This is a genomic window from Vibrio sp. 16 (genome assembly GCF_963681195.1).
GTDB classification, from domain to species: Bacteria; Pseudomonadota; Gammaproteobacteria; order Enterobacterales; family Vibrionaceae; genus Vibrio; species Vibrio sinaloensis_D.
Genome location: NZ_OY808997.1, coordinates 1,497,416 through 1,524,175, shown reverse-complemented (window position 1 = coordinate 1,524,175; position 26,760 = coordinate 1,497,416). Strand labels below are relative to the sequence as shown.

The window sequence follows — 26,760 nt, the reverse complement described above, 5'->3', positions numbered from 1 at the left end:
GGGGCCGTAAGGCTCCTTTTTTATTCTTACTCGAAAATGAGTAGTAATACCAATCGGCAGAAGCGGTTCAATTAAGTTGAGTTTCTAGTTGTGCAAATTGAACAAACTTTGTCTAAAATTGAAAGCAAGTGTTTGTTGGAATTGGTATTACTTACTATAATAAGTGATAAATTACTCTATGAGGGAAACTATGACTAAGTCTGAGTTAATCGAAAGACTCTGTGCTGAGCAAACTCATCTTTCAGCTAAAGAGATTGAAGATGCTGTAAAAGACATTTTAGAGCATATGGCTTCGACACTGGAAAGTGGCGACAGAATCGAGATTCGTGGTTTTGGTAGTTTCTCTCTACATTACCGTGAGCCTCGAGTTGGGCGCAACCCTAAGACTGGTGATAAGGTGGAGTTGGAAGGCAAGTATGTTCCTCACTTTAAACCAGGTAAAGAGTTACGTGAGCGTGTAAATATCGGCTAAGTTTCTAAAACGTTAGCGATAAGCGGCATTATTTAGTAGTGCCGCTTTTTTATTGGCGGTTATACCGATATAAGCATGGTTTGTTCATTGGTTTTACTGCATAATCGTAACGGCTGATTTTTGCTTAGGTGATGGACTATGAAAATTATAAAGATCGTTATCGTATTGGCTCTGTTTTTAGTGGCGTTAGCATTAGGCTCTCAGAACCAAGCGATTGTTAACTTCAATTACTTAATTGCTCAAGGTGAGTTTCACCTCTCTACGCTTCTAGGCGTCGTATTTGTGACTGGTTTTGCTATATCTTGGTTAATATTTGGCAGTTTGCACCTTAAGTCTCAACTTCAAGTAAGAAAGCTGAAGAAGCAGGTAAAAAAACTTTCTCCAGCCACTGAGCAAGCTACCCAGGTTAAAGCTTCTTAAGTTACGCAGGTAGGCTCTCCACTCGATGTTAGAAATACTCTTCTTGTTGTTACCTATCGCTGCTGCATACGGCTGGTATATGGGTAATCGCAGTGCCCAACAAGACAAGCAGAAACACTCTAATCAAATATCCCGTCAATACGTGACGGGTCTTAACCTTCTTCTTTCTGACCAATCAGACAAAGCAGTAGACCACTTTATAGAACTACTTCAGGTTGATAACGAAACAATTGATACACACTTAGCGTTGGGTAACTTGTTTCGATCACGAGGAGAAGTTGATCGTGCCATCCGTATACACCAGAATTTAATCTCACGCTCTGGTCTCACTATCGACCAAAAAAATATCGCCCTGCAACAATTAGCCAAAGATTACATGGTTTCTGGCTTTCTTGATCGTGCGGAAAAAATCTTTGAACAGCTAGTCGAAGAGCCAGATCATCGTGAGGCAGCCTTACAGCAATTGGTTTCTATCTACCAGCAAACTAGGGAGTGGTCTAAAGCCATCCACTATGCGACGCTTCTGGTTAAGCTGGGGCGTAAGCGGATGCGCAACAGCATTGCACACTTTTGGTGTGAACTGGCGATGCAAGAAAAGGCTGATGGTAATCAAGCGAAAGCTTTACAGCACTTTAGAAAAGCGCTCAGCGAGGACCCCAAATGTGTCAGGGCGAGTATAGCACTAGGCAAAACCTACTTAGAAAATGAAGACTATCGAAGTGCTATCAAGCATTTTGAAATGGTACTAGAACAAGATAGCGACTTCGTCAGTGAAGTACTACCGATTCTTGCCGATTGCTATCATCATTTAGGCTCAGAAGACGAGCTACTCGAGTTCCTTCGTCAATGTATTGTTAATAAAGCGGGCGCTTCTGCTGAATTAATGCTGGCTCAGTTGGTAGCAAAGCATGAAGGTTCAGGATCTGCACAGGAATTGTTGACCCGACAGTTAGTGAAAAATCCGACGATGAAAGGGTTTTATCGCTTGATTGACTATCACTTGGCTGAAGCAGAAGAAGGTCGAGCGAAAGCGAGCTTGGCTACGTTGCAAAAGCTCGTTGGAGAACAAATGAAGGTAAAGCCTCATTATCGATGTCGTAAATGTGGCTTTTCGACTCACTCTATGTACTGGCACTGCCCATCGTGTAAAGGGTGGGGGACCATCAAGCCTATTAGAGGTTTAGATGGAGAATAATGAATTTGATTGGGCTTCCAATCGTAATGAGCAGCGGTGATCCCGCTGCTTTTTTTAGGCATGTTAATACTAGTTAGGAGATGAAATGATTGACCAAAAAGTTATTGTTGCGCTGGATTATGACAACCAAGCTGACGCACTTGCTTTTGTAGATCGAATCGACCCAAGCTCTTGTCGACTAAAAGTCGGTAAAGAAATGTTTACCTTGTTTGGTCCTGATTTCGTTAAAGAGCTCCATAAACGTGGCTTCTCCGTATTTCTTGATTTGAAATTCCATGACATCCCAAATACATGTTCTAAAGCCGTCCGCGCGGCTGCAGAGTTGGGGGTCTGGATGGTGAATGTTCATGCGAGTGGTGGTGAACGAATGATGACAGCATCACGCGAAATTCTTGAACCCTACGGAAAGGAACGACCATTGCTTATCGGGGTAACAGTACTAACCAGCATGGAACAGAGTGATTTGGCTGGCGTAGGGTTAAACGTTGAGCCACAAGACCATGTTATTCGACTGGCGACGTTGACGAAGAACTCAGGTCTTGATGGTGTTGTTTGCTCAGCTCAGGAAGCATCTATGCTAAAACAGGCGCTTGGCCAAGAATTTAAACTTGTTACACCAGGCATTCGACCTACGGGTGCTGCTGTTGGTGACCAGAAACGTATCATGACACCTGTGGATGCGGTTCAGTCTGGTTCGGACTACTTGGTGATTGGTCGACCTATAACTCAAGCAGAAAACCCTGAAAAAGTATTAACTAGTATTAACAACGAATTGTTACAACTAAAATAACAAATAAAAACTCCAAATATCATGGCCTAAACGAATCAAATGAATGAAGCAATCGTTTAGGCTTTTTTGGCTTAGCATAAAGTTCTACAAACTCTCGCTTTATAACCTTACCTGATAACTTATCTTGTCACTAATTACTCGTTTATCCTTAAAAATCCAGTATTCTGAGGCACAACGCAAAGTCGATGTTATCTTTACGTCAAAACTTTGTAGAAAGTATGACGTAAGTCGATAAAAATCGACAAAATTGATAAATTCGTTTTATAGATTTGAAAACATCGATTATCGTCAACAGATTAATGTCACAGATACTGGTTATACCAGTTGTATATTCTAATAAGTCACAGGATGTGATGACACTTTAATTAGTAATTGGTACGGAGTATTTCCAATTGTTAGCATATATTTTACGACGCCTATTATTAGTCGTACCTACCTTTTTAGGTATCACAATCTTAATATTCGCAATTACACGTTTTGTTCCAGGAGGCCCTGTTGAGCGAATGTTGGCGAGTATGCATTCAGGATCCGATAGTGCATCGGTCAGTGTTGCTGGTAATAGTTCCGCATTATCAGAAGACCAGATTGCGGACCTAAATGCTTTTTATGGATTGGATAAACCTGTAATTGAAGCCTATTTAGATTGGTTGTCTAAAATCATCGTATTGGATTTTGGCGAGTCAACTCGTTATTACGAACCCGTCGGCGATATGATCGCTGAGCGTCTGCCTGTCTCTTTATTTTATGGCGGGATGACATTCTTTATAAGCTATTTTATCTCTATTCCGCTTGGCTATTACAAAGCAATTAAGCACGGGTCGGTGTTTGATTCCGCTTCATCCGTATTAATATTTGTTGGTTACGCATTGCCCGGTTATGTTGTCGGTGTCTTCTTAATTACCGTTTTTGCATACAACTTGGATTGGTTTCCAATGGGTGGCTTTGTTGGTGATGATTTTGATGACTATGAAACCTTCTTCGAACAGTTTAAAGATATTATGTGGCACGCGGTATTGCCCCTTATCTGTTATTTGATAGGTGACTTCGCGACATTAACAATGACAATGAAAAATAATCTGATGGAGAACATTTCCGCTGATTATATTCGAACGGCAATTGCGAAAGGTTTACCATTTAAAAAGGCGGTTAAAAAACACGCACTTCAAAATAGTTTAATTCCAATTGCGAGCCACTTTGGCAACTCATTATTGTTCTTTATGACGGGTTCATTTCTTATCGAAGTTATCTTTAATATTGATGGTATTGGCTTGTTGGGTTATGAATCCATTGTCGAACGTGATTACCCAGTCGTGATGGGCATCGTGGCTATTAACGCTGTGATGTTAATGGTTGGCAATATTCTTTCAGATTTATGTGTAGCCGTCGCAGACCCACGAGTGAGGTTCGGATCATGATCAAATTAACACCTCTTACTCAAAAGAAAATCAAGCACTTTAAAGAGATCAAACGCGGCTACTGGTCACTCATTATTCTCAGTACTTTTTTATTGCTCTCACTATTTGCTGAAGTATTAGTGAACAGTAAAGCATTGGTCGTTAAGTACAATGACGAGTGGTCATTCCCGGTCTTTAGTGATGTAAAGCCCGGTACAGAGTTTGGGTTGGATTATTCAAGTGAAACCGATTACCGACAGTTAAAAGCATTATTTGATAACGAAGACAGCGGCAATTTCGTTGTGATGCCAATCGTGCCGTGGAACCCGTACGAGCAAGACTTTAGTGGTGATTTCCCTCCACTTGCTCCGAGTTTCGAAACTCAGCACTACTTGGGTACCGATGTGATCGGTCGTGACATCCTCGCGCGTCTTGTCTACGGTTTCCGCATTGCGATGGGTTTTGCACTAATGACCATGGCGGTTTCTTATGCGATAGGAACCATCGTTGGCTGTTCTATGGGTTTTTTTGGCGGAAAGTTTGATTTATTCGTACAGCGACTCATCGAAGTCTGGTCAATGGTTCCGTTTCTATATGTGATCATGATTTTAGTGTCGATCACTCAGCCAACCTTTGCGCTCTTTGTCGCGATAAACGTTTTGTTTGGCTGGATGGGCATTACTTGGTACATGCGAACCATGACTTATAAAGAGTCAGCCCGAGAGTACGTGATGGCGGCGCGAGCTTTGGGCGCATCGACCAGCCGTATTCTGCTTCATCATATTTTACCCAACACAATGGTGATGATTGTAACGTTGGCGCCATTTACTATCGCTGCAAATATCACAGCACTAACCGCACTTGACTATTTAGGTCTTGGGCTGATGCCGCCGACCCCGAGTTGGGGGGAGCTTCTCCAACAAGGTAAGTCAAACCTCGACGCTCCATGGATTGTTGTATCGGTTGTGACTTCAATTGTCGCTGTTTTAGTGATGGTGACCTTCATAGGCGAAGCAATTCGAAGCGCATTCGACCCTAAAAAATTCACTCGCTATGAATAGCCGCAGATTTACAAGGAAGTAATAATAATGAAAAATTTCGCTAAATTGACCGCGATTGCGGCACTAGTTGGAGTCGCTTTTTCGGCTCAAGCGCAATCTTTACCTGCTGATTTAAATTGGATTACTAACGATTCAGAGCCGTTATTCGCTTCTTCTGAAGCTCAACGCGGTGGGACGTTACGCACCTTTATGATTAGTTTCCCGCAGACGTTGCGAAGCGTAGGGCCAGATGCAAACTCAGGTCTTCGTCACTACTTTATGGACGGCGCTCCAAAGCTTGCGCAGCGCCACCCAAATACGGGTAAGTGGATTCCGCAACTCGCCAAGTCTTGGGCATTTTCGGAAGACAACAAAACGGTTTACTTCCAGCTAGACGAAAACGCGAAATGGTCAGATGGTGAAAAGATTACCGCAGATGACTATGTGTTCATGCTCCAGTACTACCGTTCCAAAGACATTGTCGATCCTTGGTACAACGACTTCTTCAGTAATTCAATCACCGATGTGACTAAGATTAACGATTACACCATCGCGGTTGAAACAGACGTCGAGCAGAGCCAAGACGCACTGATGGTGTTAATCAATATGCCAAGTAATGGTTTTCAGCCTCGCCCTGAACATTTCTTCAAAGGGGGCAAAGACGAAAACGGCGATGGTATGGTCGACAACTTCGTTCGTCAGTACAACTTTAAGAGCGAGCCAACAGCAGGACCTTACTACCTAGACAAGGTCAAAAAAGGTAAAAGTGTCACGTTTAAACACGTTGGCGACGACTGGTGGGGCTATTCAAACCGCTACTACCAAAACCGTTACAACGTCGACAAAATTAGAATCAGCGTGATTCGAGATTTCGACATCGCTTTAAAGCACTTCGAAAAAGGTAAGCTTGATTACTTCGACATGATTTTGCCAGAGTATTGGCACGGTAAGTCTGATTCGCAAGCCTCTAAAGATGGCTATATCCAGAAATTTTGGGGATTCAACCAAATGCCCCAAGGTGCCGGTGGTTTGTGGATGAACACCGCTAAGCCTTTATTGGATGACATCAATCTTCGCAAAGGGATTATGTTTGCCACTGACTACGATGGCATGATCGCCAACATCATGAGAGGTGATTATTCACGTAAGCCACACGGTCTTGGTTTCGGTCATGGTGAGTACGACAAAGCTGACAATAAAGCGCCTGAGTTCAACCCAAGTAAAGCTGCCGAGTTTTTTGCGCAAGCTGGCTTTAACAAAATCGGGCCAGACGGCATTCGCGTAAATGACAAAGGTGAGCGTCTATCTTTCGCGATTACCTATGGCTACAACACTTGGACACCTCGTATTGCGTACCTAAAGGAACAAGCTAAGTTAGCGGGTCTAGAGTTTACTTTGAATCTAGTTGATGGTTCCTCAGCGTTCAAATACATCCTAGAGAAAAAACATGAGTTGGCTTTCCTTAACATGGGATCGGGTGAAATTCCGGCTTACTGGGAGTATTTGCACTCTGACAACGCCAACAAACCACAGACCAACGCGCACACCAACTACAGCAGCCCAGAGCTCGATAAACTCATCGAAGCGTATGACGCTGAGTTTGACCAGCAAAAACGTTACGCCCTGTCGCATCAAATCCAAGACTACGTAACGGAAGCGAACATTATCGTCCCTGGTTACATGGTGCCTTACTCTCGCTCAATACACTGGCGCTGGATCAAGTATCCAGAAAGCCCAATGACCAAGAAAACAGAAAGCATTTTCCACCCAATGGACATCGCAAACTTCTGGATCGACAAAAGCGCGAAAAAAGAAACAGAACAAGCAATGAAAAAGGGGACCACTTTCCCTGCTGTCAGCGTTGTTGACGACAAGTTTAAGCTGTAGGTAAGGGTAGTAAATGAATCGCGAAACGGTGTTAACAGTAGAAGACTTAGAAGTTGAATTCCAGACCGATGACGGGAAGGTAAAAGTTCTGCACGGTGTTAGTTTCGATGTTCAGAAAGGTCGTACGCTGGGGCTAGTGGGAGAGTCTGGTTGTGGGAAAAGTGTGACTTCTATGTCGATCATGGGGTTGTTGCCAAAACCTTATGGTCAAGTAGTTGGCGGACGAATTCTCTATAAAGGCACCGACCTTTTACAGCTTCCAACAAAACGTATGTACGAAATGCGTGGTGACGCCATTTCCATCATATTTCAAGATCCAATGACGGCGCTGAATCCTGTGCATACCATAGGCAAACAGATCATGGAAGTCTTGGAACTGCATAGACCGGAGCTGGAAAAAGCACAGCGCTATGCTTATGCGATTGAAATGTTGGAGAAAGTTAAAATCCCAATGCCCGAAAAGCGGGTCGATGAGTATCCACATAACCTGTCAGGCGGTATGCGTCAGCGCGTTATGATTGCAATGGCACTTGCGTGTAAACCTGATGTTCTGATTTGTGATGAGCCGACAACAGCGCTTGACGTTACGGTTCAGGCATCAATTCTAGAGTTGATGCAAGAGCTTCAGCAAGAAACGGGCATGGCGATGGTTTTTATTACCCATGACTTAGGGGTTGTTGCAGAGATTTGTGACGATGTGGCCGTGATGTATGGTGGCCGCATTGTCGAAAAAGCGGATGTGTTTGACCTTTTTGATAGGCCGCAACATCCATATACCAAAAGATTGTTGGGGTTGATGCCGAGTTTAGATCATCAACCAAAACAAATGATCGATATACAGCCAATTGATCCAAGTATTTTCCAGAGTAACTAGGGGGAGTGATGCAAGAAGTATTAAGAATCGAGAACTTAAAGCAGCACTTTATCTCAGGAAAGCGACTTTTTTCAAAGGGGTATACGATCAAGGCCGTCGATGGTGTTTCTTTCTCAATTGACCGAGGAAAAACACTGGGGTTGGTTGGTGAGTCAGGCTGCGGAAAAAGTACCTTAGGGCGCACCATTTTAAAGCTGTTTGAGCCAACCGAGGGAAAAATTTATTTCGAAGGGAGGGATATTACGCGTTTATCTGCAAAAGATATGCGTACACTACGTAAAGAAATGCAAATCGTCTTTCAAGACCCAATGGAGTCTCTTAACCAGAGGCATACGATTGGCATGATTTTGGAAGAGCCGTACGTTATCCACAACATGGGGACGGTGGTAGAAAGAAAACAATGGGTATTGGAACTATTGGATAAAGTGGGGCTACCGAGAGAAGCCGTAAATCGTTACCCTCACGAGTTTTCTGGTGGACAAAGGCAACGTATTGGTATCGCAAGAGCGATAGCACTCAAGCCTAAATTATTGATCTGTGATGAGTCTGTATCTGCACTTGATGTGTCGGTTCAGGCGCAAATAATCAATTTATTATTGTCTCTTCAAAAAGAAATGAACCTAGCGATGATCTTTATTTCTCATGACCTTTCGGTTGTTAGGCAAGTTTCAGATGAAGTCGCGGTTATGTATTTTGGTAAAGTCGTTGAATATGGCCGTGCACAAGAAATATATAACTCACCAGAAAATGATTATACCAAGACATTATTGTCAGCGATTCCAATTACGCACCCAAGCCAACGTAAGCGTGGCTAATATAATAATATAACGTTTCATATTTTTGCTTGTTAATAAATATCAGAGCTAAAAAGAGCTCTGATGGATTCCTTCACTCAAAATAAAGTGATGTATTTTGAGCGTCGGATTTTTAATGAGAGTTAATATTCATGGAAGTTAACATATGCAGAACACAATCAAGTGTCGGCAAAGGACAATAGCTCTCGCTGTCTCAGTATTATTATCATCAGCTTGTTTTGCTGAAGAAAATAGTGAACAGCAAGAGGAGAAATCTGTTTGGTCAGATTTCGGAGGAAGTTTGTCCCTTTCTTATGACACAAATATATATCATCCAGATGATTACCGCTCTGTGAGAAGTCTTTCTTGGAGCGGAAGTTTAAATTATACATTCTCAGATAACATTAGCGCTTTTATGTCCTCTGGTGGATATCGAGCATACGAAAATGAAACTGGAGATTTTGCGACAGATTCAGTTATCGGTGCAAGTTATTCGAGTTTATATGAATTTGGAGAAACAGGGAAAATAGGAGCGAATGGGCAATTTACTATCCCTACCTCTGAAGCTTCGCGTAAAGACGAATTGCAAACGGCTTTCCGTCTCGCAATACCTGTTTCTATGAGACCTTGGGGAGTCAATGTCTCTGTTACTCCAAGGCTTAGAAAAAACTTCCACAAATATAAAACGGCAGGCGGTCGCTCATTAACCGAGTGGACTTACTCTGTTTCATCGAGTGTAAGTAAATCTTGGGAATCATTGACGCTCGGTATTTCAGCCTTAGGTGGAAATACCATCAGCTATCAAGGAACAAGGAGAACGAGTTGGACCTATGGCGGCTCATTATTTGGAAGTTACCGCTTTACAGATAATTGGTCAGCTTCTTTATCGGCATCGACATCGGGTGTTTACCAAGATGCGGAACGAGGCACGTTAGGCAACATCGACTTATTCGATCAAGACAACGCGTCTTATCGAGCAACCGTTACTTTCTCCTTCTAGAAATAAAAAATAAGGACATATTATGGCATTAAAAAGATTAGCACTGGCGTCTGCCGTAACCGCAATACTAGCGGGCTGTGGCGCGGACGATCAGTCGTACGATTACGTTGAGCGTGACTCTAAAGAAATTCAGGTTAAAGACCTTAAAGATGGGCGTTGGTTCTATGTACCAACTACTGGTGCTGCACCGCGATTTGCACTCAACCAGTTTCCGTTTTTACAAGGTATGGGACGCTATGTGGAGCTATGTTTCACTGAAACAGGTTTGGAAGTACGCGCGTTCGACAAGAATTACCCTGGCTCTTCATTACCCAAAGATGAAAATAATTACTGTGTTGAACAAGATAATCTAGTTGGTAGTGATGACTTAGTTAACTTTGCTCAAGTACTTGAGATTCCGGGTGATTTCGCTGCATATCGTTGTAGTGAAGACGCTTACGATGACTGTACAAACAAAGAAGAAATCAACAACGATGCTAGCCTAGATTTTCGTAAGAAGACCCATTTTACTCCTACTCCTGAAGATCTCATCGTATCTGAGTTCAACTACGAAGACCTCTATGGGCTGACGGATGGAATTACCGAGCAAGGTACACCAACGCTTGTCTCTTGGGAGTTTGATCCAAAAAATGGTGTACTTAACTTTGAATTGGAACGCACTTTCCGAGTTGATCTAGATAACATTTCTGACTACATCAATTTTGCGACTAAAGCTGGATTGGAAGAAGCACTGGTTGATGGTGCATTTAAGTCGCGCTTCTACTACTCACTTGTTCATGAGAGTGTTGTCGCGTCGGAAGACTACCAACCTGTGATGTATCCAGTAGGTGATGAAAACGATATTGGCTTCTTCACAACATCAACAAAGAAATTAAATCCGATCACGAACAAATATGATCGTGATGTAGTGTATTTAAACCGTTTCAATCCGAACGAAAGCATAAAGTACTATCTAACAGATAACTTCTTTGAACCAAAGAACAAAATTTTCTTAGACGCGACTATTGAGACCGTGAATAAGATGAATCAAGCGTTACAATTGTTTGGTAATGATTCTGGCAAGCCACCTATTGAGATTGTCAATAAATCTGAAGGGGCGGGAGTTCACCCTGGTGACTTACGTTACAACATAATCAATCTAGTTGACGAGCCTTTGGCAAATGGACTACTTGGTTACGGCCCTTCTGTGGGTAACCCAATGACGGGCGAAATCATCAAAGCTCATGTAAACCAATACGCAGGCGTAGCGCGTACAGGTGTTCCGTACTACTGGGACAATCTCGCTCGTTTTTACAACCGTAACCAGCTTGATTTGGATGGATTAGATCCACTATCGACAAAACCCTCTGGTACTAAGTCTGAAGTGTCTACACGTGTAGAACAGTTATCGACGATGGCGGCTGTTTCTAAGTTAGAATCAATTAATAGCTCGTCGTTTGCTCCTAATCTAACTAAGCAAGATGTTCTGGGTGACAAAGCGCCAATCCAAACGCCTACAATCCTGACTACTAACTTCAGTGATGACATGGACTTTGAAGATGTTGTAAAAGCTGAGGAAAACCGCCTATCTTTTTGGGCTGAAAACAATGCTTATCCGATTGAAGCGTCATGGGTCTCTTCAACAAACAAGGCAATGCTTGACAACCTTGAACTTGATGATGACCGTTATTTCAAGATTAACAAAGACGAAGACGGTGTGGAAGTTTCACGCGAGCTTAAGCGTTGGAAGTACCTACCTAAGGATCTGCAACAAATAGCGGCAGACGCTATCACAGTTGCAACTTACAGCAATACCCTTGTCCATGAAATTGGTCATAACGTTGGTCTTCGCCACAACTTCAAAGGCTCAAATGACAAAGCAAACTACTACACGCTAGAGCAAGCACATGCTCTGGGTTTGAAAAATATTCCGGCGTACAGTTCTACGATGGATTACGCGCCGAGTATGCTGGATGAGACACCAACTTGGGGTCTGTACGATATTGCAGCGTTCAAGTTTGGCTACGGCCGTAAAGTTGAGACCATTCAAGATTCGCCAACATCCGCACCAGCAGTGGTAGCTGACCCTGGAGAAGACGCTCCTGCGGATGAAGTAGCAGCGTATGAGCAGTACCTAGCAGATCTACAAGTCTATGAAAATAGCTTTTCTCAACGATTTGGCAATAACAGTACAAACGATTCACTTATGGTTTGTTCTGAAGTTGTTGCTCTTGACGGTGATCAAGCTGGCAAGTCACTATATAACTGTGATTTCAGTCGTTTTGATACAGCTGCACTTAGTGATGACGTGGAAGATTATGCTAAGACTCGATACGGAGTTCTATACTACCTAGACAATGTTCATGATATTGAGCGTAAGTCCTACGGCTTCTGTACGGATGGTAATGTCTCATTAAATAGTGACTGTAACCGTTTCGATGAGGGAACAACCTTAGATGAAATTGTATCTTACGAATGGCAGAACTATCTCGATAGCTATGATCGCAGAAACTTAGCGGAATACAGTACGAACGGTTTGTTCGCTTCGGATTACCCTAGCTACATTGTCCGTCGATTCCGCGAGATGACATCTATCCGCGATAAGATGGAAGATCTAGAACGTATTGATAGCATCTACACCAATTTAGGTTTAACAAGTTCTACCGACAAGCCTGGAGACTTCCTGTTAAGTCTTGCGGCGAATGAGCAATATTGTAAAACACCAGGTGATGAAACTAACCGTTGGTTCTGTGATTACGCTTTTGGTGCACAAAAAGCAGCGGCATACTTCCTAGATGTGCTTGCAACTCCGGAACACCAATGTGTTATTCAAAATAGTAGCGGTGATCAGAAAGTAATTTCGTTTGGTCAACTATTAAACAATAGTTCGTTCAACATTCCTGCAAGCTACGATTTAATTGATGCGAACTGTTTTGACTCTGTTGCTGCGGAGTTTATTGAGGATGCAGAAAGTGGCTATGTTGCGGTAGCTGAAACTAAGAATGGTCGATTCCTAAACTCTATCGGCAGCTTCGATCCTGACTACCCTTGGTCAAATGCTGTGTCTGTTTTAGGTAGCTGGCCTGATAAAGCCCTTGCAAGTTACTTCCTTTCAAGACGCTTCTCAACCCGCTATACAGATGAAGTAAGCTTTGCATCACTTATGGATATTCCTGGTGTTCAGGCTGAGTACGAAAACATCATGGCGAATATCATTGCGAAGACAGGTTTGAATAACCCAGTTAAGCTAATTGATAAAGAGGGGAATGCTTACTCAAACCTAAATGGTGTTCAAGTGAATCTACACATTACTGAACAGATGGAGTCTCTTTCTCCAATGCCAAGAGGTATTGAGCGTTTCTTAGATATCTCGAATCGTAGCCGTCAGCGTATTGGTGATCTAATCCTAAATATGGGTGTGCGCCAAATGCAGTCAGACGACTACACCGTGAAGTCGCGTGGTAAAGCACAATTTGACACATTTACGAAACAACAGGACCGTTATGGCATTATTGCGGGTGACAAAGTTGAGTTTGCGATTGATGGCAAAACGTTTGTAGCGACTAAATCGAACAAGTTGGCTTACGCTTATGCGAATCAACTTGTGACATCCGACGGTTATGATCTGAAAGTGTTCCTAGATAGCTATGATTCAGCGGATCTAACTGCAGTTGCAAATAGTATTGATACCGCATGGGGTGGCTTTAGAACTAGTATTGTTAAAGCTTACCACGATGCAGTTTTACTCTTTGACGCGCCGATGGTAAACGCGATGAAAGCGACTATTGATGCAGACATTGCCGCTGGTACGTTGAACTTCTCGCAATCATTTAACAACTTTGTTAACGCAAATATAGCGTCTGGAGACCTCATCTATGATTCAAACGCTGGCACAATTGCATTTGCTGGTGGTAAGGCTCATGATGTTAACGTCGCTTACTCGGGCTACACCGATGCAATGGAGTTAATCTACTTCGGCTATACTGATGCAATGATGTTTGCAGTTGATAACGTATACGCAGGATATGATGCAGCATCCACACAAGATAAGGAGCTTTGGACGACAGATCTGAATCTAATCCAAGCATACTTAGCTGGTGATATTGGTGCGGTAGCTGGCGAATACTATGAACTACTAGATAGACTACCAAGCGCTGAAGATTTCGAGTAATTTCGAGCTTTAGATTTGCAGTTACGAGTAAAAGGCTCACCTAGTTAGGTGAGCCTTTTTATATTTTAGAGTTGTGATAAGTGCTAAAGCTAGAAAGGCACACCACTATGAAATTTAAAGTCGGTATCAGGAGAGGAGATTAAATCAGCTTCTAGCTTACCAAAAAATTGGACGCGCTCTGAGATGTCTTTGCCTGCTATTTCTTCCGCGAGCGTTAAATAGTCTTGATAGTGGCGCGCCTCTGAGCGAAGTAAAGACACATAAAACTTCGCAATATCTTCATCCATATGCGGTGCGAGCTTGGCAAATCGTTCGCATGAGCGTGCTTCGATGTAGGCACCAATAATCAACTTATCAATCAGGGTTTGAGGCTCGTGTGTCGCCATTTCTGCCAACAGCCCTTTTGCATATCGACTTGCCTGAACGGGCTCGTAAGCGATACCTCTCGCATCCATAATTTCCAACACTTGATAAAAGTGGTGTAACTCCTCTTTTATCAGCAACACCATTTTATCGATTAAGTCCTGACTGTATGGGGAGTGAGACTTGGCCATGATCGACTTAGAGATATTGCTCTTACCTTTTAACGATGCCAGATTACCTGTTTTACGATACGCAAAGTCTTCGTATGGTTTAAACCAGTCCAACAAATTGTGGGCACTGTCTTTGTCTACCGCGTATTTGCGAATTAAATACATAGCGGACTGACCGGCTTTCAGCTCACATAAAAGGTGATCAATAAGGATGGTTTTTAGGTGCTCTGGTTTCTTGGCTTCATTGACCCACTCATCGGGGGTCGGGCATTGAAGAAAAGCATTGATGGGGGCGAGCAGGGAATCGTAGTTTGTCAGATCAATCATTACACACTTTACAAATAGAAAAGGCCGCATCAGCGACCTTTAGAAACGGAATCACGGTGATTATATTACCATTTTTTCTTTTCACCAAAGAGTGCGTCCATATCATCTTTGCGCTCTTTTTCTTCCATTTGGTGTAACTCTTCCGCATTACGAGTTTGTCTACTTTGCTCTAAGTCATCATACATGGCTTGAAGCTTTTCTCTGGCTTGATTGGAGTAGTTATCGTTTTTAGTACTCAACGCATCAATCCCTTTACGTAGCAACTGAACTGCCGTGCCTGGTTGTCCGCGTACAATCGAGTCATTGGCGCGTTTGATGACATTTTCGATGTTGATACGGATTTGAATTGTTTCTAAGCGAGCGTTTTCTTCGACGTAAGCCTGAGTTTCAAATCGGCCTTTGTTGTGCTCGCTTCGAATGGTGTCACGCAGGCGTTTGACTAACTTCAACATCATGATCGCTTGTTTGTCATTGCTAGGCACTTTGAACGCTGTGCTCTCGTTGCCATTGTGGTTTTCTTCAAGCTGAGTGATTTGGCTTTTTACGTTTTCTACCCGTTGGGCAAGTTGTTTATTTTTCGGGTCGAGATCGTGCATGTTTTGCAGCGCATCAAGAATACGATTATTTAGGCACACAAGCAGAGCTTTACTGTAGGGAAGGTGATGAGCGTGTCCAATAAGCTCTTCTGTCGCATCGATAATTTGCAGGTAGCGAGAGCTCTCTTGCTTCTTTGCAGTTTCCGCTTTGACCTTATACTGCAACATAATGTTATAGCCAAGAACCAAGACTAGTAAGATGGCAACTAAAGCTATGATTAAACCAATATTCATAAATTCCGTATCTTATGTTTTCTGATGGCTAGCAGATAAGGATACACGATCCCGCTAACTCTCTGCACTCATTTTTCTATTATTACTCAATGCTTAGTGTTTCGTTAATCAAAAACGCTTTTTCGTCCCTGATAATGAGTAATTGGTTGCAAAACGACCGAACAAGTTTACTTCGCTCTAAGTTTAGGCAACGCAACGGGTCGTAGGGCTATCAATTTCACTTAAGAGACGTTATAACTAAATATTATAAACTATGATTGTACGTTCATGGTGTGCGTCGATAAGGGAGTACGGTTCAGGAATGAAATTACAACAATTGAAGTACATTGTTGAGGTTGTAAACCACAATTTAAATGTGTCCGCAACGGCTGAGAGTCTTTACACTTCTCAGCCAGGTATCAGTAAGCAGGTTCGTTTGCTTGAGGATGAACTTGGTATTCAGATTTTTGAACGCAGTGGTAAGCACCTAACCCAAGTGACGAGCGCTGGCGAAGACATTATCCGTATTTCACAAGAGATTTTAGCTCGTGTTGAGAGCATTAAAGCGGTAGCAGGTGAGCATACTCACCCTGAAATGGGCACATTGAACATCTCCACAACCCACACACAAGCGCGCTATGCTCTGCCTGATGTGATTAAAGGGTTCACGGCTCGTTACCCGAAAGTCTCCTTGCACATGCACCAAGGCACGCCAAGCCAAATGTCAGAAGCGATTGCTAAAGGAACGGCAAACTTTGCGATTGCGACCGAAGCGCTCCACCTTTATCAAGATGCCATCATGTTACCTTGCTATCACTGGAACCGCTCGATAGTTGTCCCTAAGTCTCACCCGCTTGCGCAAAAAGACCAGGTGACGATTCAAGACTTGGCTTCCTATTCGCTAGTCACTTATGTGTTTGGCTTCACTGGTCGCTCTGAACTGGATGCCGCATTTAATAAACATGGCTTAACCCCAAGAGTGGTCTTCACTGCGACGGATGCCGACGTTATTAAAACCTACGTTCGTATGGGGATTGGCGTTGGGGTGATCGCAAGTATGGCAATTGACAAAGAGCAAGATACCGATCTTGTCGCGATCGATGCCAGCCATATCTTCGGTGCGAGTACCACCAGCATCGGTTTCCGCCGTGGTACCTTCTTACGTTCTTACATGTATGACTTTATGGAGCGATTTGCTCCTCACCTTACTCGTCCCGTTGTTGAACAGGCGTTATCACTCAAATCTAACGCAGACATCGAAGCGATGTTTAAAGATATCGAACTTCCTGTTCGTTAATTTCTATTCAAATGATTCGCTTCCCTCTAAACTACGCATTCACTAGGGGGAAGCATGTACCAGCAATTTCAAACACTCAATTCTCTGCTACTCGCTCATCAGAACTTTTGGCGTATCGAGCCATTTTTACAAAGTGAGCAAACCGACTTTCCTTGGCAGAAAAGCCATCCGGAGTTATGTCTGTGGCTAAGTTCACTCTCGACGCAACAGATAGAGCACTATAAAGCTTACCCTGAGCAACTCAGCGACATGGTCGGTCAATACTTGCCTGACGTTTTGACGCTCGCGCAGCTCTGTTTTCTTGAACGCAGTCCTCTTACTGGGCTTGAGTTAGAGAGGGGAGTCGACAGCGGCGTGCCTGGGCGAAAACTTGAGCAAATATTAGCGATGGGTGAAATTGCCCTGCAAAAGCATGAAGGAACCGAGTGGCTGGAGTGGTGCTCGGGAAAAGGTTTCTTAGGGCGTATTTTAGCCAGTCAGAGCAAGCAAAACGTTACGAGCTTTGAGTTCCAACAAGCGTTATGTGAGACAGGTCAGCAGGAAGCAGACAAACATCAGCTGCCGATGAAATTTGTTCAAGGTGATGCGCTGGCGGAATCTTCAATCAAGGCGTTGAATTCTGCACAACATGCGGTTGCGCTCCATGCTTGCGGAGATCTCCACGCCTCATTGATGAAGAAAGGGGCGGCTTGCCGTTTGCCTGCCATGACTATCGCTCCTTGTTGCTATCACCTAGTTCAAAGTGACGTCTATCAGCCTCTATCTCAGGCGGGCAAAGCGTCACATTTGCACTTGTCTAAATCTGAATTGCGTATTCCCCTTCAAGAGACGGTTACTGGTGGACAACGAGTTAAGCGTCACCGATTTGAAGAGATGAGTTTTCGTTTAGGTTTTGACTTGCTACTCAAAGGCGAATGTGGCGTAGATGATTACATTCCGGTCCCAAGTATTAAAAAGTCTCAGCTCTCGTTAGGTTTCACCGCGTTTTGTTTGTGGGCGGCAGAGCACAAACAGATCGATTTACCGACGATCGATTTTGATAACTATCTGCAGCGAGGAATAGAGCGTTACTGGCAGATGGAGCGTTTGAGCTTGGTGCAGCAAGTTTTTCGTCGCGGATTGGAGTTGTGGCTTGTTTTGGATAAAGCGCTCTATTTACGTGAGCAGGGCTATGACGTTTCACTTGGAGAATTTTGTTCAAGAGGCGTCACCCCGAGAAACATCTTAATCCATGCCTCTATGCGGAAAGCTACTTAGTTCGTGTTTTGTTGATAACTTGTTAAATCTCGCTTCACATTCGAACAGCTTATTGGTAATAATGATTAAGTTGCACAGAAAATGTGCAACTTAGAGAAAAATCATAACGACAAAGTACACAACATCACATCATTATTGCTGAATTCAAGGAGCTAAGATGAAAGCAGGAAACATTATGGCCGTCGCCATGCTAGCAGGAGCAGCACTTCTTTCTTCTACCAGTATCATGGCTAAAACAGCCAAGGTTGCGGTATCACAAATTGTTGAACATCCAGCGCTCGATGCAACACGTCAGGGATTGATTGATGGCCTTAAAGCCAAAGGCTATCAGCAAGGCGAAAACCTCGAATTTGATTACAAAACCGCGCAGGGAAATCCTGCGATTGCCGTACAAATTGCTCGTCAATTTGTGGGTGAAAAACCTGATGTTCTTGTTGGCATTGCAACGCCAACGGCACAGGCTTTGGTGTCGGCGACGCGTTCCATTCCGGTTGTTTTTACTGCGGTCACCGACCCTGTAGGGGCTAAGCTCGTTAGCCAAATGGAGCAGCCTGGCAAAAACGTCACAGGCCTGTCTGATCTTTCTCCTGTCGCTCAACATGTCGAGCTGATTAAAGAGTTGCTCCCTGACGTTAAATCCATTGGGGTTGTCTTTAACCCTGGTGAGGCAAATGCGGTGACATTAGTGAAGCTGCTTAAAGAGAGCGCAAAAGCTCATGGTTTGGAAGTTGTCGAAGCGACGGCGCTAAAAAGTGCTGATGTACAGTCAGCCACTCAAGCGATTGCCGAAAAATCGGATGTTATTTATGCACCGACGGATAACACCGTTGCCAGCGCAATTGAAGGTATGATCGTTGCGGCTAACCAAGCGAAAACGCCGGTATTTGGCGGAGCAACATCTTACGTTGAAAAAGGAGCGATTGCGGGTCTAGGCTTCGATTATTACCAAGTGGGTGTTCAAACGGCAGATTATGTTGCCGCTATTTTGGAAGGCTCTGAGCCAGGTGAGCTCGATGTCAAAGTGGCCAAAGGCTCCGATCTTGTTGTCAATCAAGGTGTCGCCAAACAACTTGGCTTAACCGTACCTGCCTCAGTATTAGATCGCGCGACAAGCGTTAAGTAACCCTCCAAAGTGAAGAGAGCGTTTGCGCGCTCTCTTGTTATTGAGCAGAAAAGGGAGTTGTTATGTCTGCTTTTGCGTTTTTTGGGGCGTTAGAAATAGGGCTGCTCTACGGATTGGTGGCTCTTGGTGTTTATCTAACCTTCCGAGTTCTTGATTTTCCTGACTTGAGTGTTGATGGCAGTTTCCCAATGGGTGCCGCAGTTGCCGCTACGGCGATTGTTTCAGGTATTAACCCTTGGGTTGCAACGGGCATGGCGATATTGGCTGGTGCTGCAACCGGTTGGGTTACCGCATTTCTCGCCGTTCGGTGTGGAATCCTTCATCTTCTTGCCTCTATTTTGACCATGATTGCGGCGTTTTCAATCAACATCCGCATCATGGGCCGACCAAACATCGCTCTTCTAGGAGAAGAGACCATCTTGACGCCATTTGAAACATTAGGGGATTCAATGTTGATTCGGCCTTTAGTGGTTGGCGTGTTGGTGTTGATATCGGCGTGGTTTGTGGTGCGGTTGCTCAACAGTGATTTTGGTTTGGGGTTAAGAGCGACCGGAGTTAACGCGCGTATGGTTTCCGCTCAAGGAGCCAGCACCGCTTTCTACACTTATTTTTGCCTTGCCTTGTCGAATGGTTTCGTCGGCTTCGCTGGCGCGCTGTTTGCTCAAACCAACAGCTTTGCTGATGTGACTTCTGGGGTTGGTACGATTGTGGTCGGTTTAGCGGCGGTCATTCTCGGTCAAACGCTGATTCCAGGTAAAAAGATTTGGGTTGCCGTGGTGGCGGTTATTGTGGGCTCGGTTCTTTACAGACTGGCCGTTGCATTTGCATTGAGCTCGGGAATGTTTGGTCTCCAAGCATCGGATTTGAACTTAGTGACCGCACTGCTGGTGGCGATTGCTCTGATTGCGCCGAAGTTAAAAGGGAATCTAAAAGCAAAAAAGGCTAATTCGCCTGCGACAAAAACGCAGGCGGTAAAGCGCGGCGATAATTCAGGAGGCGTGGCATGATTCAGTTGGAAGATATTCAAGTCACCTTTAATCCCGGGACGATTCTGGAAAATAAAGCGCTTCGAGGTGTTTCACTCGAAGTGCCTGAGCATCAATTCCTTACGGTGATTGGCTCAAATGGTGCGGGGAAATCGACCTTGTTGGGCGCGGTAACTGGCGAAACGCCGATGATTGGTGGTCGTGTGATCATCGATGGACTCGATGTGACAAAGCAAAGTGTGGATCAGCGAGCCGAGCAGTGCGCGCGTGTTTTCCAAGATCCTTTGGCAGGCACCTGTGGTGACCTCACCATTGAAGAGAATATGGCGCTGGCTTATATGCGCGGTAAAAAACGCGGTTGGAACTTGTCACTGTCAGCCAAACGAAGAGCGCTATTTCAAGAGCGAATTAGCATCCTTGGATTAGGCTTGGAGGACAGGCTTGGAGATAGCATAGGACTGCTTTCTGGCGGGCAACGTCAAGCGGTGAGTCTGGTAATGGCGACGCTGTCTGACAGTAAGTTGCTGCTATTAGACGAACATACCGCTGCGCTCGATCCTAGAATGGCAGCTTTCATCATCGACTTAACCAAGAAAATCGTCAGTGAGTTTAACCTGACCGTGATGATGGTGACGCACTCTATGAAGGATGCGCTCGCCTGTGGAGATCGGACTGTGATGCTGCATCAAGGAGAAATCGTCCTTGATGTGGCAGGTGAGCAGAGGCAAAACATGCAAGTGCCCGATTTGCTCGAGATGTTCTCTAAGGTTCGCGGAGAAGAGCTCGCAGATGATAGTTTGTTGCTAAATTAGGATTAAATTGACAATCAATTAGCAAGTTACGATAAAAATCTGTGACACAATCCACGTTAAAACATCAGCTAAGCCTATCTACCGTATTAGAGTATTGATAGGCTTTTTCATTTCTATTTATCAGAGGCGGTTAATGCAGTTGAAGCGGCATTTTAGTTTGAAGTTTGTTTTTCTCATGCCCTTGGTTCTGTCTGCTCTCGTACTGGCATTAACCATCAAAAACTACGTCGATCTAGTAAACCGAGAAATCAGTGATGAGTACGGTCGTATTCAAAATGATTTGTCTCGCGCCGCCAAGCTTGTTACGGCTATCGATTACAGTTTTACCAACTACTCCAAATCGCAATATATCTTTTTGCTAGAACACAACCGGCAGATAAAAAACAGTGTATGCCAGATGTGGCCCATCGATGCCTTGCTGCTTACCGACGGTCGCAACCACGATATGCCCGCAGTAGACATTAACTATATGCTGGTGGGCACAACCGAACTGTGTAACTCAGACAGTGAGGTCTATCAGCGCGTTGCAAGTCAGGTCTCGTTGGCGCCTGTACTGTCGTTCGTGCACGATATTGATGAAACGATCCTTGGCGTCCAATACATTGACCGAGAGGGCTATCTGATGTCTTCTCCGGACACTTACGCAAAACAGGCGACAGCCGAACTGTTGGATACGATCAAAGCGCGACCTTTTTGGCAATCGACGGTGCAAAACCCAGATGTTATTTCTATTTCAGGGCCAGCGCCGATCGTCGCAACCAGCGACTTAGTCATGAGTTTAACCATGCCCGTTTACTCTCTAGGCGAGCATCAAGGTGTGCTGTCATTGGACATTGCTTATGATGAACTGATGGACACGAGAGGCAAGTTGCCGGGAAAACTGGAAATTATAAATGCAACCACGGCCTCCTTTCCCGACAATGCAACTCGTGTGGAGCAGTTCAATCTTGAGGGCGTCCGTGGTGACCATCATCTAATTTATCGCCTGGATCCCATCAAAGAGATTGGCTATTTTGTCTCTTCTCATCGATACAGTTTGCTCGTGATAGGCTTTATCTACGTGTTCTCAGTTATCGTGTTGTTTTTGATTAATACTCGAGTTGAGCACGGATACTTGAAAGATCTTGCCGCCAAAGATGCGATGACAGGACTGCTGAACCGAAGAGGGTTACAAGACTTCTTGGTTAATGCGCAGCATGGGGAGTATGTTGCCATCGCGGTTTTCGATATTGATAATTTCAAATCTATCAACGACACCTATGGTCATGATGTTGGAGACAACGTTATTTGCTACATGGCAGACCAGATCACCTACAGTATTCGCGCGAGTGATGCAGTGGCTCGTTTCGGTGGTGAAGAATTTGTGGTTTACATGAGTGGTAGCAACCGAGATGCGCTGAAGAAGTCATTACTGCGAGTCCAACAATCGATCCGCTCTCGATCTCAAGAAGTTGTTGCGCCTGGCTTTACGGTTTCAGGTGGTGTTGAAATCGTCGATGAAGCGCAAGCCAGCAACTTTGAGGCGTTGTTCAAAGCTGCTGACGAAAAGCTATACCAAGCCAAAACGTCAGGCAAGGATAAGCTAGTATTCTAAGCGGCGTTAAGTGTGTCTCGGTAGCGAGTGATATGCTCAACGATTGGCGCCGCTTTATTAAAGGTACGAATTTCTCTGAACAACTCTGCAGCTTGAGGATACTGCTGGCGTAAGTAGGAGAACCACTGTTTCACACGGTTAGGGTAGTAAAGCCCCTTATCACCTTTCATTTCGTACTGAGAATAGACAAGCAGTAACTCGACCACCTCTGACCAAGGCATTACCGCGTGGTTGTGTTTTACCACATTCCCAAGGTTTGGAACATTGAACGCGCCGCGGCATACCATCAGCGAATCCACACCCGTTGTTTCGATACAGGCTTGACCATCTTCGTAATTCCAAATTTCACCATTGGCAATCAGTGGAATCGTAAAACGTTCACGAAGTTGGCCGATGTACTCCCACTTAATCTCGCTTGCTTTGTAGCCGCCTGCTTTGGTGCGTGCATGAACGGTCAACTCATTGGCGCCCGCTTTTTCTATGGCGTCTACAATCTCGAAGCAGTCGTCTGGATTCTCCCAACCAAGGCGGATTTTCGCTGTCACTGGGATCTCGCTCGGCACCGCTTCTCGGCAGGCTTTGACGACCTGGTGGATAAGTTCTGGGTGTTGAAGAAGCGCGGCGCCACCTTTGCTTTTGTTCACAAGCTTGGCTGGGCAGCCAAAGTTAAGATCGACGCCTCTTGCGCCCAATTCGGCTGCTTTGATGGCATTTTCTGCCATCCAAACTGGATCTTGGCCAAGCAGTTGAACATGAACAGGCACACCCGATTTGGTTTGAGACCCTTGCAGTAGCTCTGGGCAAAGACGATGGAAGACATGATCGGGCAGCAGCTGATCGACGACTCGAACAAATTCAGTTACGCACAAATCATAATCATTGATGTCGGTTAAGATCTCGCGCATCAAATGATCTAACACGCCCTCCATTGGGCCAAGAACTAATCGCATAAAAAACGCCTCTATTTATGGAGGCGTGATTTTAGTGGCAAGTGATACAAAAGTCACTGCTTTGATAAGATTGCAGGGCTTGGAAAAGAGAAGGCTAGTTATTAAATCCTTATAACTAGCCGAGACTACATGTGTCTAATCATCACAAGAAGCAGGTGCTCGAGCCAGGGAGGAAGTCTCGAAGTGACCTAAAGCCTTGCATAGGGTTATAATGCGTGCCTTATCAGTTAAACACTAGAAGTGAATCATGAAGTATCAATTACTGACACTGCCAGACTCATTAACTAACGAATCTCCCTATTTCGTCGAGGGTTTAACCCTTGCTGCCAACTTGGCAACCAAACCTCTTGCCCCTGAAGTTTGGTTAGAGAGCGTATTTTCTGAAAGCGCAAGTCAAGTGAAAGCGCCGATTGAAGCGCATATTACCCAGCAGTACACGTATTTAAAGGCGAATGAGTACTCTTTGCTCGGGTTGCTTGATGAAGCCTCCAAGCAGGAGCAGCTGGCCGACATCGCTGAAGGCTTTATGACGCTTTGGCCGACGGTAGAAGAGCTGTGGCAAGAGGTACACGTTGGCGATGGCACACTTCGCATGTTGCAAGCTCTATTGACGTCATTCATGCTGGCGATTGATGAAGCGCAAACTCAAGCTCAAATGCGAGAAGCGGGCATTGAAACCCCGCCTTCATTGACCGATTTTATCGACCAACTCGACCTGATGATCATCGAAGTTGCTCACGCCGCCGATGAGGCGATGGTTGGCGCTAAGTCGCAAAGCGTTAATCCATATAAACAAGTAGGGCGTAACGATCCATGCTTGTGCGGGAGCGGTAAAAAGTTCAAGCAGTGTTGTGGAAAATAGAACAAAGTTAACTTTTTTCGGTCAAACCAAGTTCGAAACACGATTATAAAGAGAGTCATGGCGACTCAATAGGAACAAGATTAATGAAAAAACTGGCCGCATTACTGTTTATGAGCTTCTCTGTGTTGGCAGCGCCAAAAGACGAGCTTAATCAGCGTTTACAGCAAACGGAAGGTTTTAGTGCTGACTTTACTCAGCAGGTGACAAGTCCTGATGGTGATTTGGTGATGGAAGGTGAGGGTTCGGTAGAAATTTCTCGTCCAAGTCTTTTCCGTTGGACAACCACAATGCCAGATGAAAACGTGTTGGTCTCAGATGGCAAAAGTCTTTGGTATTACAGCCCATTCATCGAACAAGTGAGTATCTACTGGCAAGAGCAAGCGACAGAGCAAACCCCGTTTGTATTGTTGACTCGTAACCGCCAAAGTGACTGGGAAAACTACGATGTCTCTCAACAGGGCGATGTGTTCACACTTGTCCCAACTGCTGTGGATTCAAACCAAGGTCAATTTAAATTAGAGATCGATGCCAAAGGCGCGGTGAAAGGATTTAGTGTGATTGAACAAGACGGTCAGCAGAGTGCGTTCAAGTTCGCTAACATTGATTTAACTAAACCGAAAGCTGAGCGCTTTACCTTTATCATTCCACAAGGTGTCGAGGTTGATGACCAAAGGAATTAAAAGTGAGTAATTTCTCATTTGATTTTTCAGGGGACGAAGATTTTCGTCCCCTCGCTGCTAGAATGCGCCCAGAAACGCTTGACCAGTATATTGGTCAACAACATATTCTCGGCGCAGGTAAACCGTTGCGACGAGCGTTGGAAGCGGGTCACATCCACTCCATGATTTTGTGGGGGCCTCCAGGCACAGGGAAAACAACGCTCGCTGAAGTGGCGGCAAACTACGCCAACGCAGAAGTTGAGCGAGTCTCTGCCGTGACCTCCGGTGTGAAAGAAATCCGCGCAGCAATTGAAAGAGCGCGCGAAAATAAGTTGGCTGGCAGACGCACGATCTTGTTTGTTGACGAGGTGCACCGTTTCAATAAATCGCAGCAAGATGCCTTTCTTCCGCATATCGAAGATGGCACGGTGACCTTCATTGGTGCAACCACGGAAAACCCATCTTTTGAGCTGAACAACGCATTGCTATCGCGTGCCCGAGTTTACAAATTAACCTCTCTTTCTCAGCAAGATATTGGTTTGGCACTGCAGCAAGCAATCAATGATGAGAAGCGTGGCTTAGGTAAGGTTGAAGCGGCTTTTGATGAAGGGGTCCTAGATAGACTTTCTGAGCTAGTAAACGGTGACGCGCGGATGTCGCTAAATTACCTTGAGCTTCTCTACGATATGGCAGAAGAAGACGCCCAAGGTGTTAAGGTGATTACCTTGCCATTGCTGGCCGAGGTTGCTGGCGAAAAAGTTTCGCGCTTTGATAACAAAGGCGATATTTGGTACGACTTAATCTCTGCGGTTCATAAGTCGATTCGTGGCTCCAATCCTGATGCTGCGCTGTATTGGTCGGCGCGAATGATTGCGGCAGGCTGTGATCCGCTGTATATCGCAAGACGCCTACTCGCGATTGCCTCTGAAGATGTCGGCAACGCGGATCCACGCGCCATGCAAGTTGCTTTGTCCGCATGGGATTGCTTTACCCGAGTTGGACCTGCTGAGGGCGAAAGAGCCATTGCCCAAGCCATCGTTTACCTTGCTTGTGCGCCAAAGAGTAATGCTGTTTATACCGCTTGGAAGCAAGCTCTGCGTGATGCTCACAACCTGCCAGAGTATGAAGTGCCCCCCCATTTGCGCAATGCACCCACCTCGTTGATGAAAGATCTCGGCTATGGCGCTGAGTATCGCTATGCACACGATGAGCCTGGCGCGTACGCTGCTGGTGAAAGATATCTTCCCCCAGAAATGGCAGAGACTCGCTACTACCAACCGACCAACCGAGGGTTAGAAACTAAAATTGGCGAAAAGTTAGATTACTTGGCTAGTTTAGACGCAAAAAGCCCACAAAAGCGCTATGAATAAGCGAGCATTTTAGATACATTTATCCAATTATCCCTTCATACTTGAAGCCGCAGCTTTGTTAACTGCACCAATTTACCGGAGCGCCGGCCGCCCTAATCACATAGAGCACCTATGCTCATAGGGATGAATTGGTTTGTTTCCTCGCTGCAACTCCAATTATTTTGG

The 26,760-nt window shown here is 44.8% G+C and carries 23 protein-coding genes; 20 read left to right on the top strand and 3 right to left on the bottom strand.

What is annotated here, in order from left to right:
* Positions 1 to 190: 190 nt before the first annotated feature.
* The 11 genes from ihfB to U9J37_RS06655 all read left to right on the top strand — a co-directional run bounded on the left by ihfB (position 191) and on the right by U9J37_RS06655 (position 14,016).
* Complete coding sequence (ihfB, locus tag U9J37_RS06705; protein ID WP_011080796.1) at positions 191 to 472, top strand: integration host factor subunit beta; 282 nt, start codon at positions 191 to 193, stop codon at positions 470 to 472.
* Positions 473 to 610: 138 nt separating this feature from the next.
* The gene (locus tag U9J37_RS06700; protein ID WP_038191525.1) at positions 611 to 892 is read left to right on the top strand and encodes a LapA family protein; all 282 of its coding nucleotides are present in this window, start codon (positions 611 to 613) and stop codon (positions 890 to 892) included.
* A gap of 25 nt (positions 893 to 917) precedes the next feature.
* Positions 918 to 2,087 (top strand): lipopolysaccharide assembly protein LapB, encoded by a 1,170-nt coding sequence (gene lapB / locus U9J37_RS06695; protein WP_038133998.1) that lies wholly within the window; start codon positions 918 to 920, stop codon positions 2,085 to 2,087.
* 85 nt (positions 2,088 to 2,172) lie between these two features.
* A complete protein-coding gene (gene pyrF, locus U9J37_RS06690; protein WP_005474832.1) occupies positions 2,173 to 2,877 on the top strand; it encodes an orotidine-5'-phosphate decarboxylase in 705 nt (234 codons plus the stop codon).
* A gap of 392 nt (positions 2,878 to 3,269) precedes the next feature.
* Positions 3,270 to 4,292, top strand: coding sequence for an ABC transporter permease subunit (locus U9J37_RS06685; RefSeq protein ID WP_038134002.1), 1,023 nt, complete (start codon positions 3,270 to 3,272; stop codon positions 4,290 to 4,292).
* Complete coding sequence (locus U9J37_RS06680) at positions 4,289 to 5,332, top strand: ABC transporter permease (protein ID WP_005474870.1); 1,044 nt, start codon at positions 4,289 to 4,291, stop codon at positions 5,330 to 5,332. The genes U9J37_RS06685 and U9J37_RS06680 overlap by 4 nt, the downstream gene beginning before the upstream one ends.
* Positions 5,333 to 5,359: 27 nt before the next feature.
* Positions 5,360 to 7,198: an extracellular solute-binding protein gene (locus U9J37_RS06675; RefSeq protein ID WP_005474858.1), complete on the top strand. Its 1,839-nt coding sequence runs from the start codon at positions 5,360 to 5,362 to the stop codon at positions 7,196 to 7,198.
* 13 nt (positions 7,199 to 7,211) lie between these two features.
* Positions 7,212 to 8,072, top strand: a complete 861-nt coding sequence (locus U9J37_RS06670) for an ABC transporter ATP-binding protein (RefSeq protein ID WP_005474871.1) — start codon at positions 7,212 to 7,214, stop codon at positions 8,070 to 8,072.
* Between the two features lie 8 nt (positions 8,073 to 8,080).
* Complete coding sequence (locus tag U9J37_RS06665; RefSeq protein ID WP_005474896.1) at positions 8,081 to 8,887, top strand: ABC transporter ATP-binding protein; 807 nt, start codon at positions 8,081 to 8,083, stop codon at positions 8,885 to 8,887.
* A 145-nt stretch (positions 8,888 to 9,032) separates the two neighbouring features.
* Positions 9,033 to 9,866, top strand: a complete 834-nt coding sequence (locus tag U9J37_RS06660) for a hypothetical protein (RefSeq protein ID WP_005474843.1) — start codon at positions 9,033 to 9,035, stop codon at positions 9,864 to 9,866.
* A 22-nt stretch (positions 9,867 to 9,888) separates the two neighbouring features.
* The gene (locus U9J37_RS06655) at positions 9,889 to 14,016 is read left to right on the top strand and encodes a zinc-dependent metalloprotease (protein WP_005474833.1); all 4,128 of its coding nucleotides are present in this window, start codon (positions 9,889 to 9,891) and stop codon (positions 14,014 to 14,016) included.
* An 89-nt stretch (positions 14,017 to 14,105) separates the two neighbouring features.
* Here the strand turns inward: U9J37_RS06655 and miaE are convergent, their stop codons facing one another.
* Positions 14,106 to 14,876 carry a tRNA isopentenyl-2-thiomethyl-A-37 hydroxylase MiaE gene (gene miaE, locus U9J37_RS06650; protein WP_005474852.1) on the bottom strand — a complete coding sequence of 257 codons (771 nt, stop codon included), beginning with the start codon at positions 14,874 to 14,876 and terminating at the stop codon, positions 14,106 to 14,108.
* Positions 14,877 to 14,941: 65 nt separating this feature from the next.
* Positions 14,942 to 15,706 carry a hypothetical protein gene (locus tag U9J37_RS06645; protein ID WP_005474873.1) on the bottom strand — a complete coding sequence of 255 codons (765 nt, stop codon included), beginning with the start codon at positions 15,704 to 15,706 and terminating at the stop codon, positions 14,942 to 14,944.
* A gap of 301 nt (positions 15,707 to 16,007) precedes the next feature.
* Here U9J37_RS06645 and cysB point away from each other — a divergent pair, with 301 nt between their 5' ends.
* From cysB to U9J37_RS06615, 6 genes are all read left to right on the top strand, one after another.
* Positions 16,008 to 16,982, top strand: coding sequence for an HTH-type transcriptional regulator CysB (cysB, locus tag U9J37_RS06640; protein ID WP_005474854.1), 975 nt, complete (start codon positions 16,008 to 16,010; stop codon positions 16,980 to 16,982).
* 54 nt (positions 16,983 to 17,036) lie between these two features.
* The gene (locus U9J37_RS06635) at positions 17,037 to 18,239 is read left to right on the top strand and encodes a methyltransferase (protein ID WP_005474927.1); all 1,203 of its coding nucleotides are present in this window, start codon (positions 17,037 to 17,039) and stop codon (positions 18,237 to 18,239) included.
* A 157-nt stretch (positions 18,240 to 18,396) separates the two neighbouring features.
* Positions 18,397 to 19,362: an ABC transporter substrate-binding protein gene (locus U9J37_RS06630; RefSeq protein ID WP_005474917.1), complete on the top strand. Its 966-nt coding sequence runs from the start codon at positions 18,397 to 18,399 to the stop codon at positions 19,360 to 19,362.
* Positions 19,363 to 19,424: 62 nt separating this feature from the next.
* Complete coding sequence (locus U9J37_RS06625) at positions 19,425 to 20,369, top strand: ABC transporter permease (RefSeq protein ID WP_005474865.1); 945 nt, start codon at positions 19,425 to 19,427, stop codon at positions 20,367 to 20,369.
* Complete coding sequence (locus tag U9J37_RS06620; RefSeq protein ID WP_005474849.1) at positions 20,366 to 21,160, top strand: ABC transporter ATP-binding protein; 795 nt, start codon at positions 20,366 to 20,368, stop codon at positions 21,158 to 21,160. The genes U9J37_RS06625 and U9J37_RS06620 overlap by 4 nt, the downstream gene beginning before the upstream one ends.
* A gap of 133 nt (positions 21,161 to 21,293) precedes the next feature.
* Positions 21,294 to 22,754, top strand: coding sequence for a sensor domain-containing diguanylate cyclase (locus U9J37_RS06615; protein ID WP_005474886.1), 1,461 nt, complete (start codon positions 21,294 to 21,296; stop codon positions 22,752 to 22,754).
* Here the strand turns inward: U9J37_RS06615 and dusC are convergent.
* Positions 22,751 to 23,704 carry a tRNA dihydrouridine(16) synthase DusC gene (gene dusC, locus U9J37_RS06610; RefSeq protein ID WP_005474857.1) on the bottom strand — a complete coding sequence of 318 codons (954 nt, stop codon included), beginning with the start codon at positions 23,702 to 23,704 and terminating at the stop codon, positions 22,751 to 22,753. The two genes, U9J37_RS06615 and dusC, sit on opposite strands and share 4 nt — an antisense overlap.
* Before the next feature lie 247 nt (positions 23,705 to 23,951).
* On the opposite strand from dusC, the gene U9J37_RS06605 reads away from it, so the two are divergent.
* From U9J37_RS06605 to U9J37_RS06595, 3 genes are all read left to right on the top strand, one after another.
* Entirely contained in the window at positions 23,952 to 24,566 is a 615-nt protein-coding gene (locus U9J37_RS06605; protein ID WP_005474899.1) for a YecA/YgfB family protein, read from the top strand.
* An 83-nt stretch (positions 24,567 to 24,649) separates the two neighbouring features.
* Positions 24,650 to 25,246 carry an outer membrane lipoprotein periplasmic chaperone LolA gene (gene lolA / locus U9J37_RS06600; protein ID WP_005474855.1) on the top strand — a complete coding sequence of 199 codons (597 nt, stop codon included), beginning with the start codon at positions 24,650 to 24,652 and terminating at the stop codon, positions 25,244 to 25,246.
* Positions 25,247 to 25,248: 2 nt separating this feature from the next.
* On the top strand, positions 25,249 to 26,595 hold the full coding sequence (locus tag U9J37_RS06595) for a replication-associated recombination protein A (protein ID WP_038213577.1): 1,347 nt from the start codon (positions 25,249 to 25,251) through the stop codon (positions 26,593 to 26,595).
* The last annotated feature ends 165 nt before the right edge of the window (positions 26,596 to 26,760 follow it).

Bases quoted from the DNA above. Each gene is read 5' to 3' on its own strand.
- lolA (WP_005474855.1), top strand. From the start codon at position 24,650: ATGAAAAAACTGGCCGCATTACTGTTTATGAGCTTCTCTGTGTTGGCA.
- U9J37_RS06630 (WP_005474917.1), top strand. From the start codon at position 18,397: ATGAAAGCAGGAAACATTATGGCCGTCGCCATGCTAGCAGGAGCAGCA.
- miaE (WP_005474852.1), bottom strand. From the start codon at position 14,876: ATGATTGATCTGACAAACTACGATTCCCTGCTCGCCCCCATCAATGCT.
- U9J37_RS06665 (WP_005474896.1), top strand. From the start codon at position 8,081: ATGCAAGAAGTATTAAGAATCGAGAACTTAAAGCAGCACTTTATCTCA.
- U9J37_RS06615 (WP_005474886.1), top strand. From the start codon at position 21,294: ATGCAGTTGAAGCGGCATTTTAGTTTGAAGTTTGTTTTTCTCATGCCC.
- pyrF (WP_005474832.1), top strand. From the start codon at position 2,173: ATGATTGACCAAAAAGTTATTGTTGCGCTGGATTATGACAACCAAGCT.
- dusC (WP_005474857.1), bottom strand. From the start codon at position 23,704: ATGCGATTAGTTCTTGGCCCAATGGAGGGCGTGTTAGATCATTTGATG.
- U9J37_RS06625 (WP_005474865.1), top strand. From the start codon at position 19,425: ATGTCTGCTTTTGCGTTTTTTGGGGCGTTAGAAATAGGGCTGCTCTAC.
- U9J37_RS06620 (WP_005474849.1), top strand. From the start codon at position 20,366: ATGATTCAGTTGGAAGATATTCAAGTCACCTTTAATCCCGGGACGATT.
- lapB (WP_038133998.1), top strand. From the start codon at position 918: ATGTTAGAAATACTCTTCTTGTTGTTACCTATCGCTGCTGCATACGGC.
- U9J37_RS06655 (WP_005474833.1), top strand. From the start codon at position 9,889: ATGGCATTAAAAAGATTAGCACTGGCGTCTGCCGTAACCGCAATACTA.
- cysB (WP_005474854.1), top strand. From the start codon at position 16,008: ATGAAATTACAACAATTGAAGTACATTGTTGAGGTTGTAAACCACAAT.
- ihfB (WP_011080796.1), top strand. From the start codon at position 191: ATGACTAAGTCTGAGTTAATCGAAAGACTCTGTGCTGAGCAAACTCAT.
- U9J37_RS06700 (WP_038191525.1), top strand. From the start codon at position 611: ATGAAAATTATAAAGATCGTTATCGTATTGGCTCTGTTTTTAGTGGCG.
- U9J37_RS06660 (WP_005474843.1), top strand. From the start codon at position 9,033: ATGCAGAACACAATCAAGTGTCGGCAAAGGACAATAGCTCTCGCTGTC.
- U9J37_RS06675 (WP_005474858.1), top strand. From the start codon at position 5,360: ATGAAAAATTTCGCTAAATTGACCGCGATTGCGGCACTAGTTGGAGTC.
- U9J37_RS06680 (WP_005474870.1), top strand. From the start codon at position 4,289: ATGATCAAATTAACACCTCTTACTCAAAAGAAAATCAAGCACTTTAAA.
- U9J37_RS06670 (WP_005474871.1), top strand. From the start codon at position 7,212: ATGAATCGCGAAACGGTGTTAACAGTAGAAGACTTAGAAGTTGAATTC.
- U9J37_RS06645 (WP_005474873.1), bottom strand. From the start codon at position 15,706: ATGAATATTGGTTTAATCATAGCTTTAGTTGCCATCTTACTAGTCTTG.
- U9J37_RS06635 (WP_005474927.1), top strand. From the start codon at position 17,037: ATGTACCAGCAATTTCAAACACTCAATTCTCTGCTACTCGCTCATCAG.
- U9J37_RS06605 (WP_005474899.1), top strand. From the start codon at position 23,952: ATGAAGTATCAATTACTGACACTGCCAGACTCATTAACTAACGAATCT.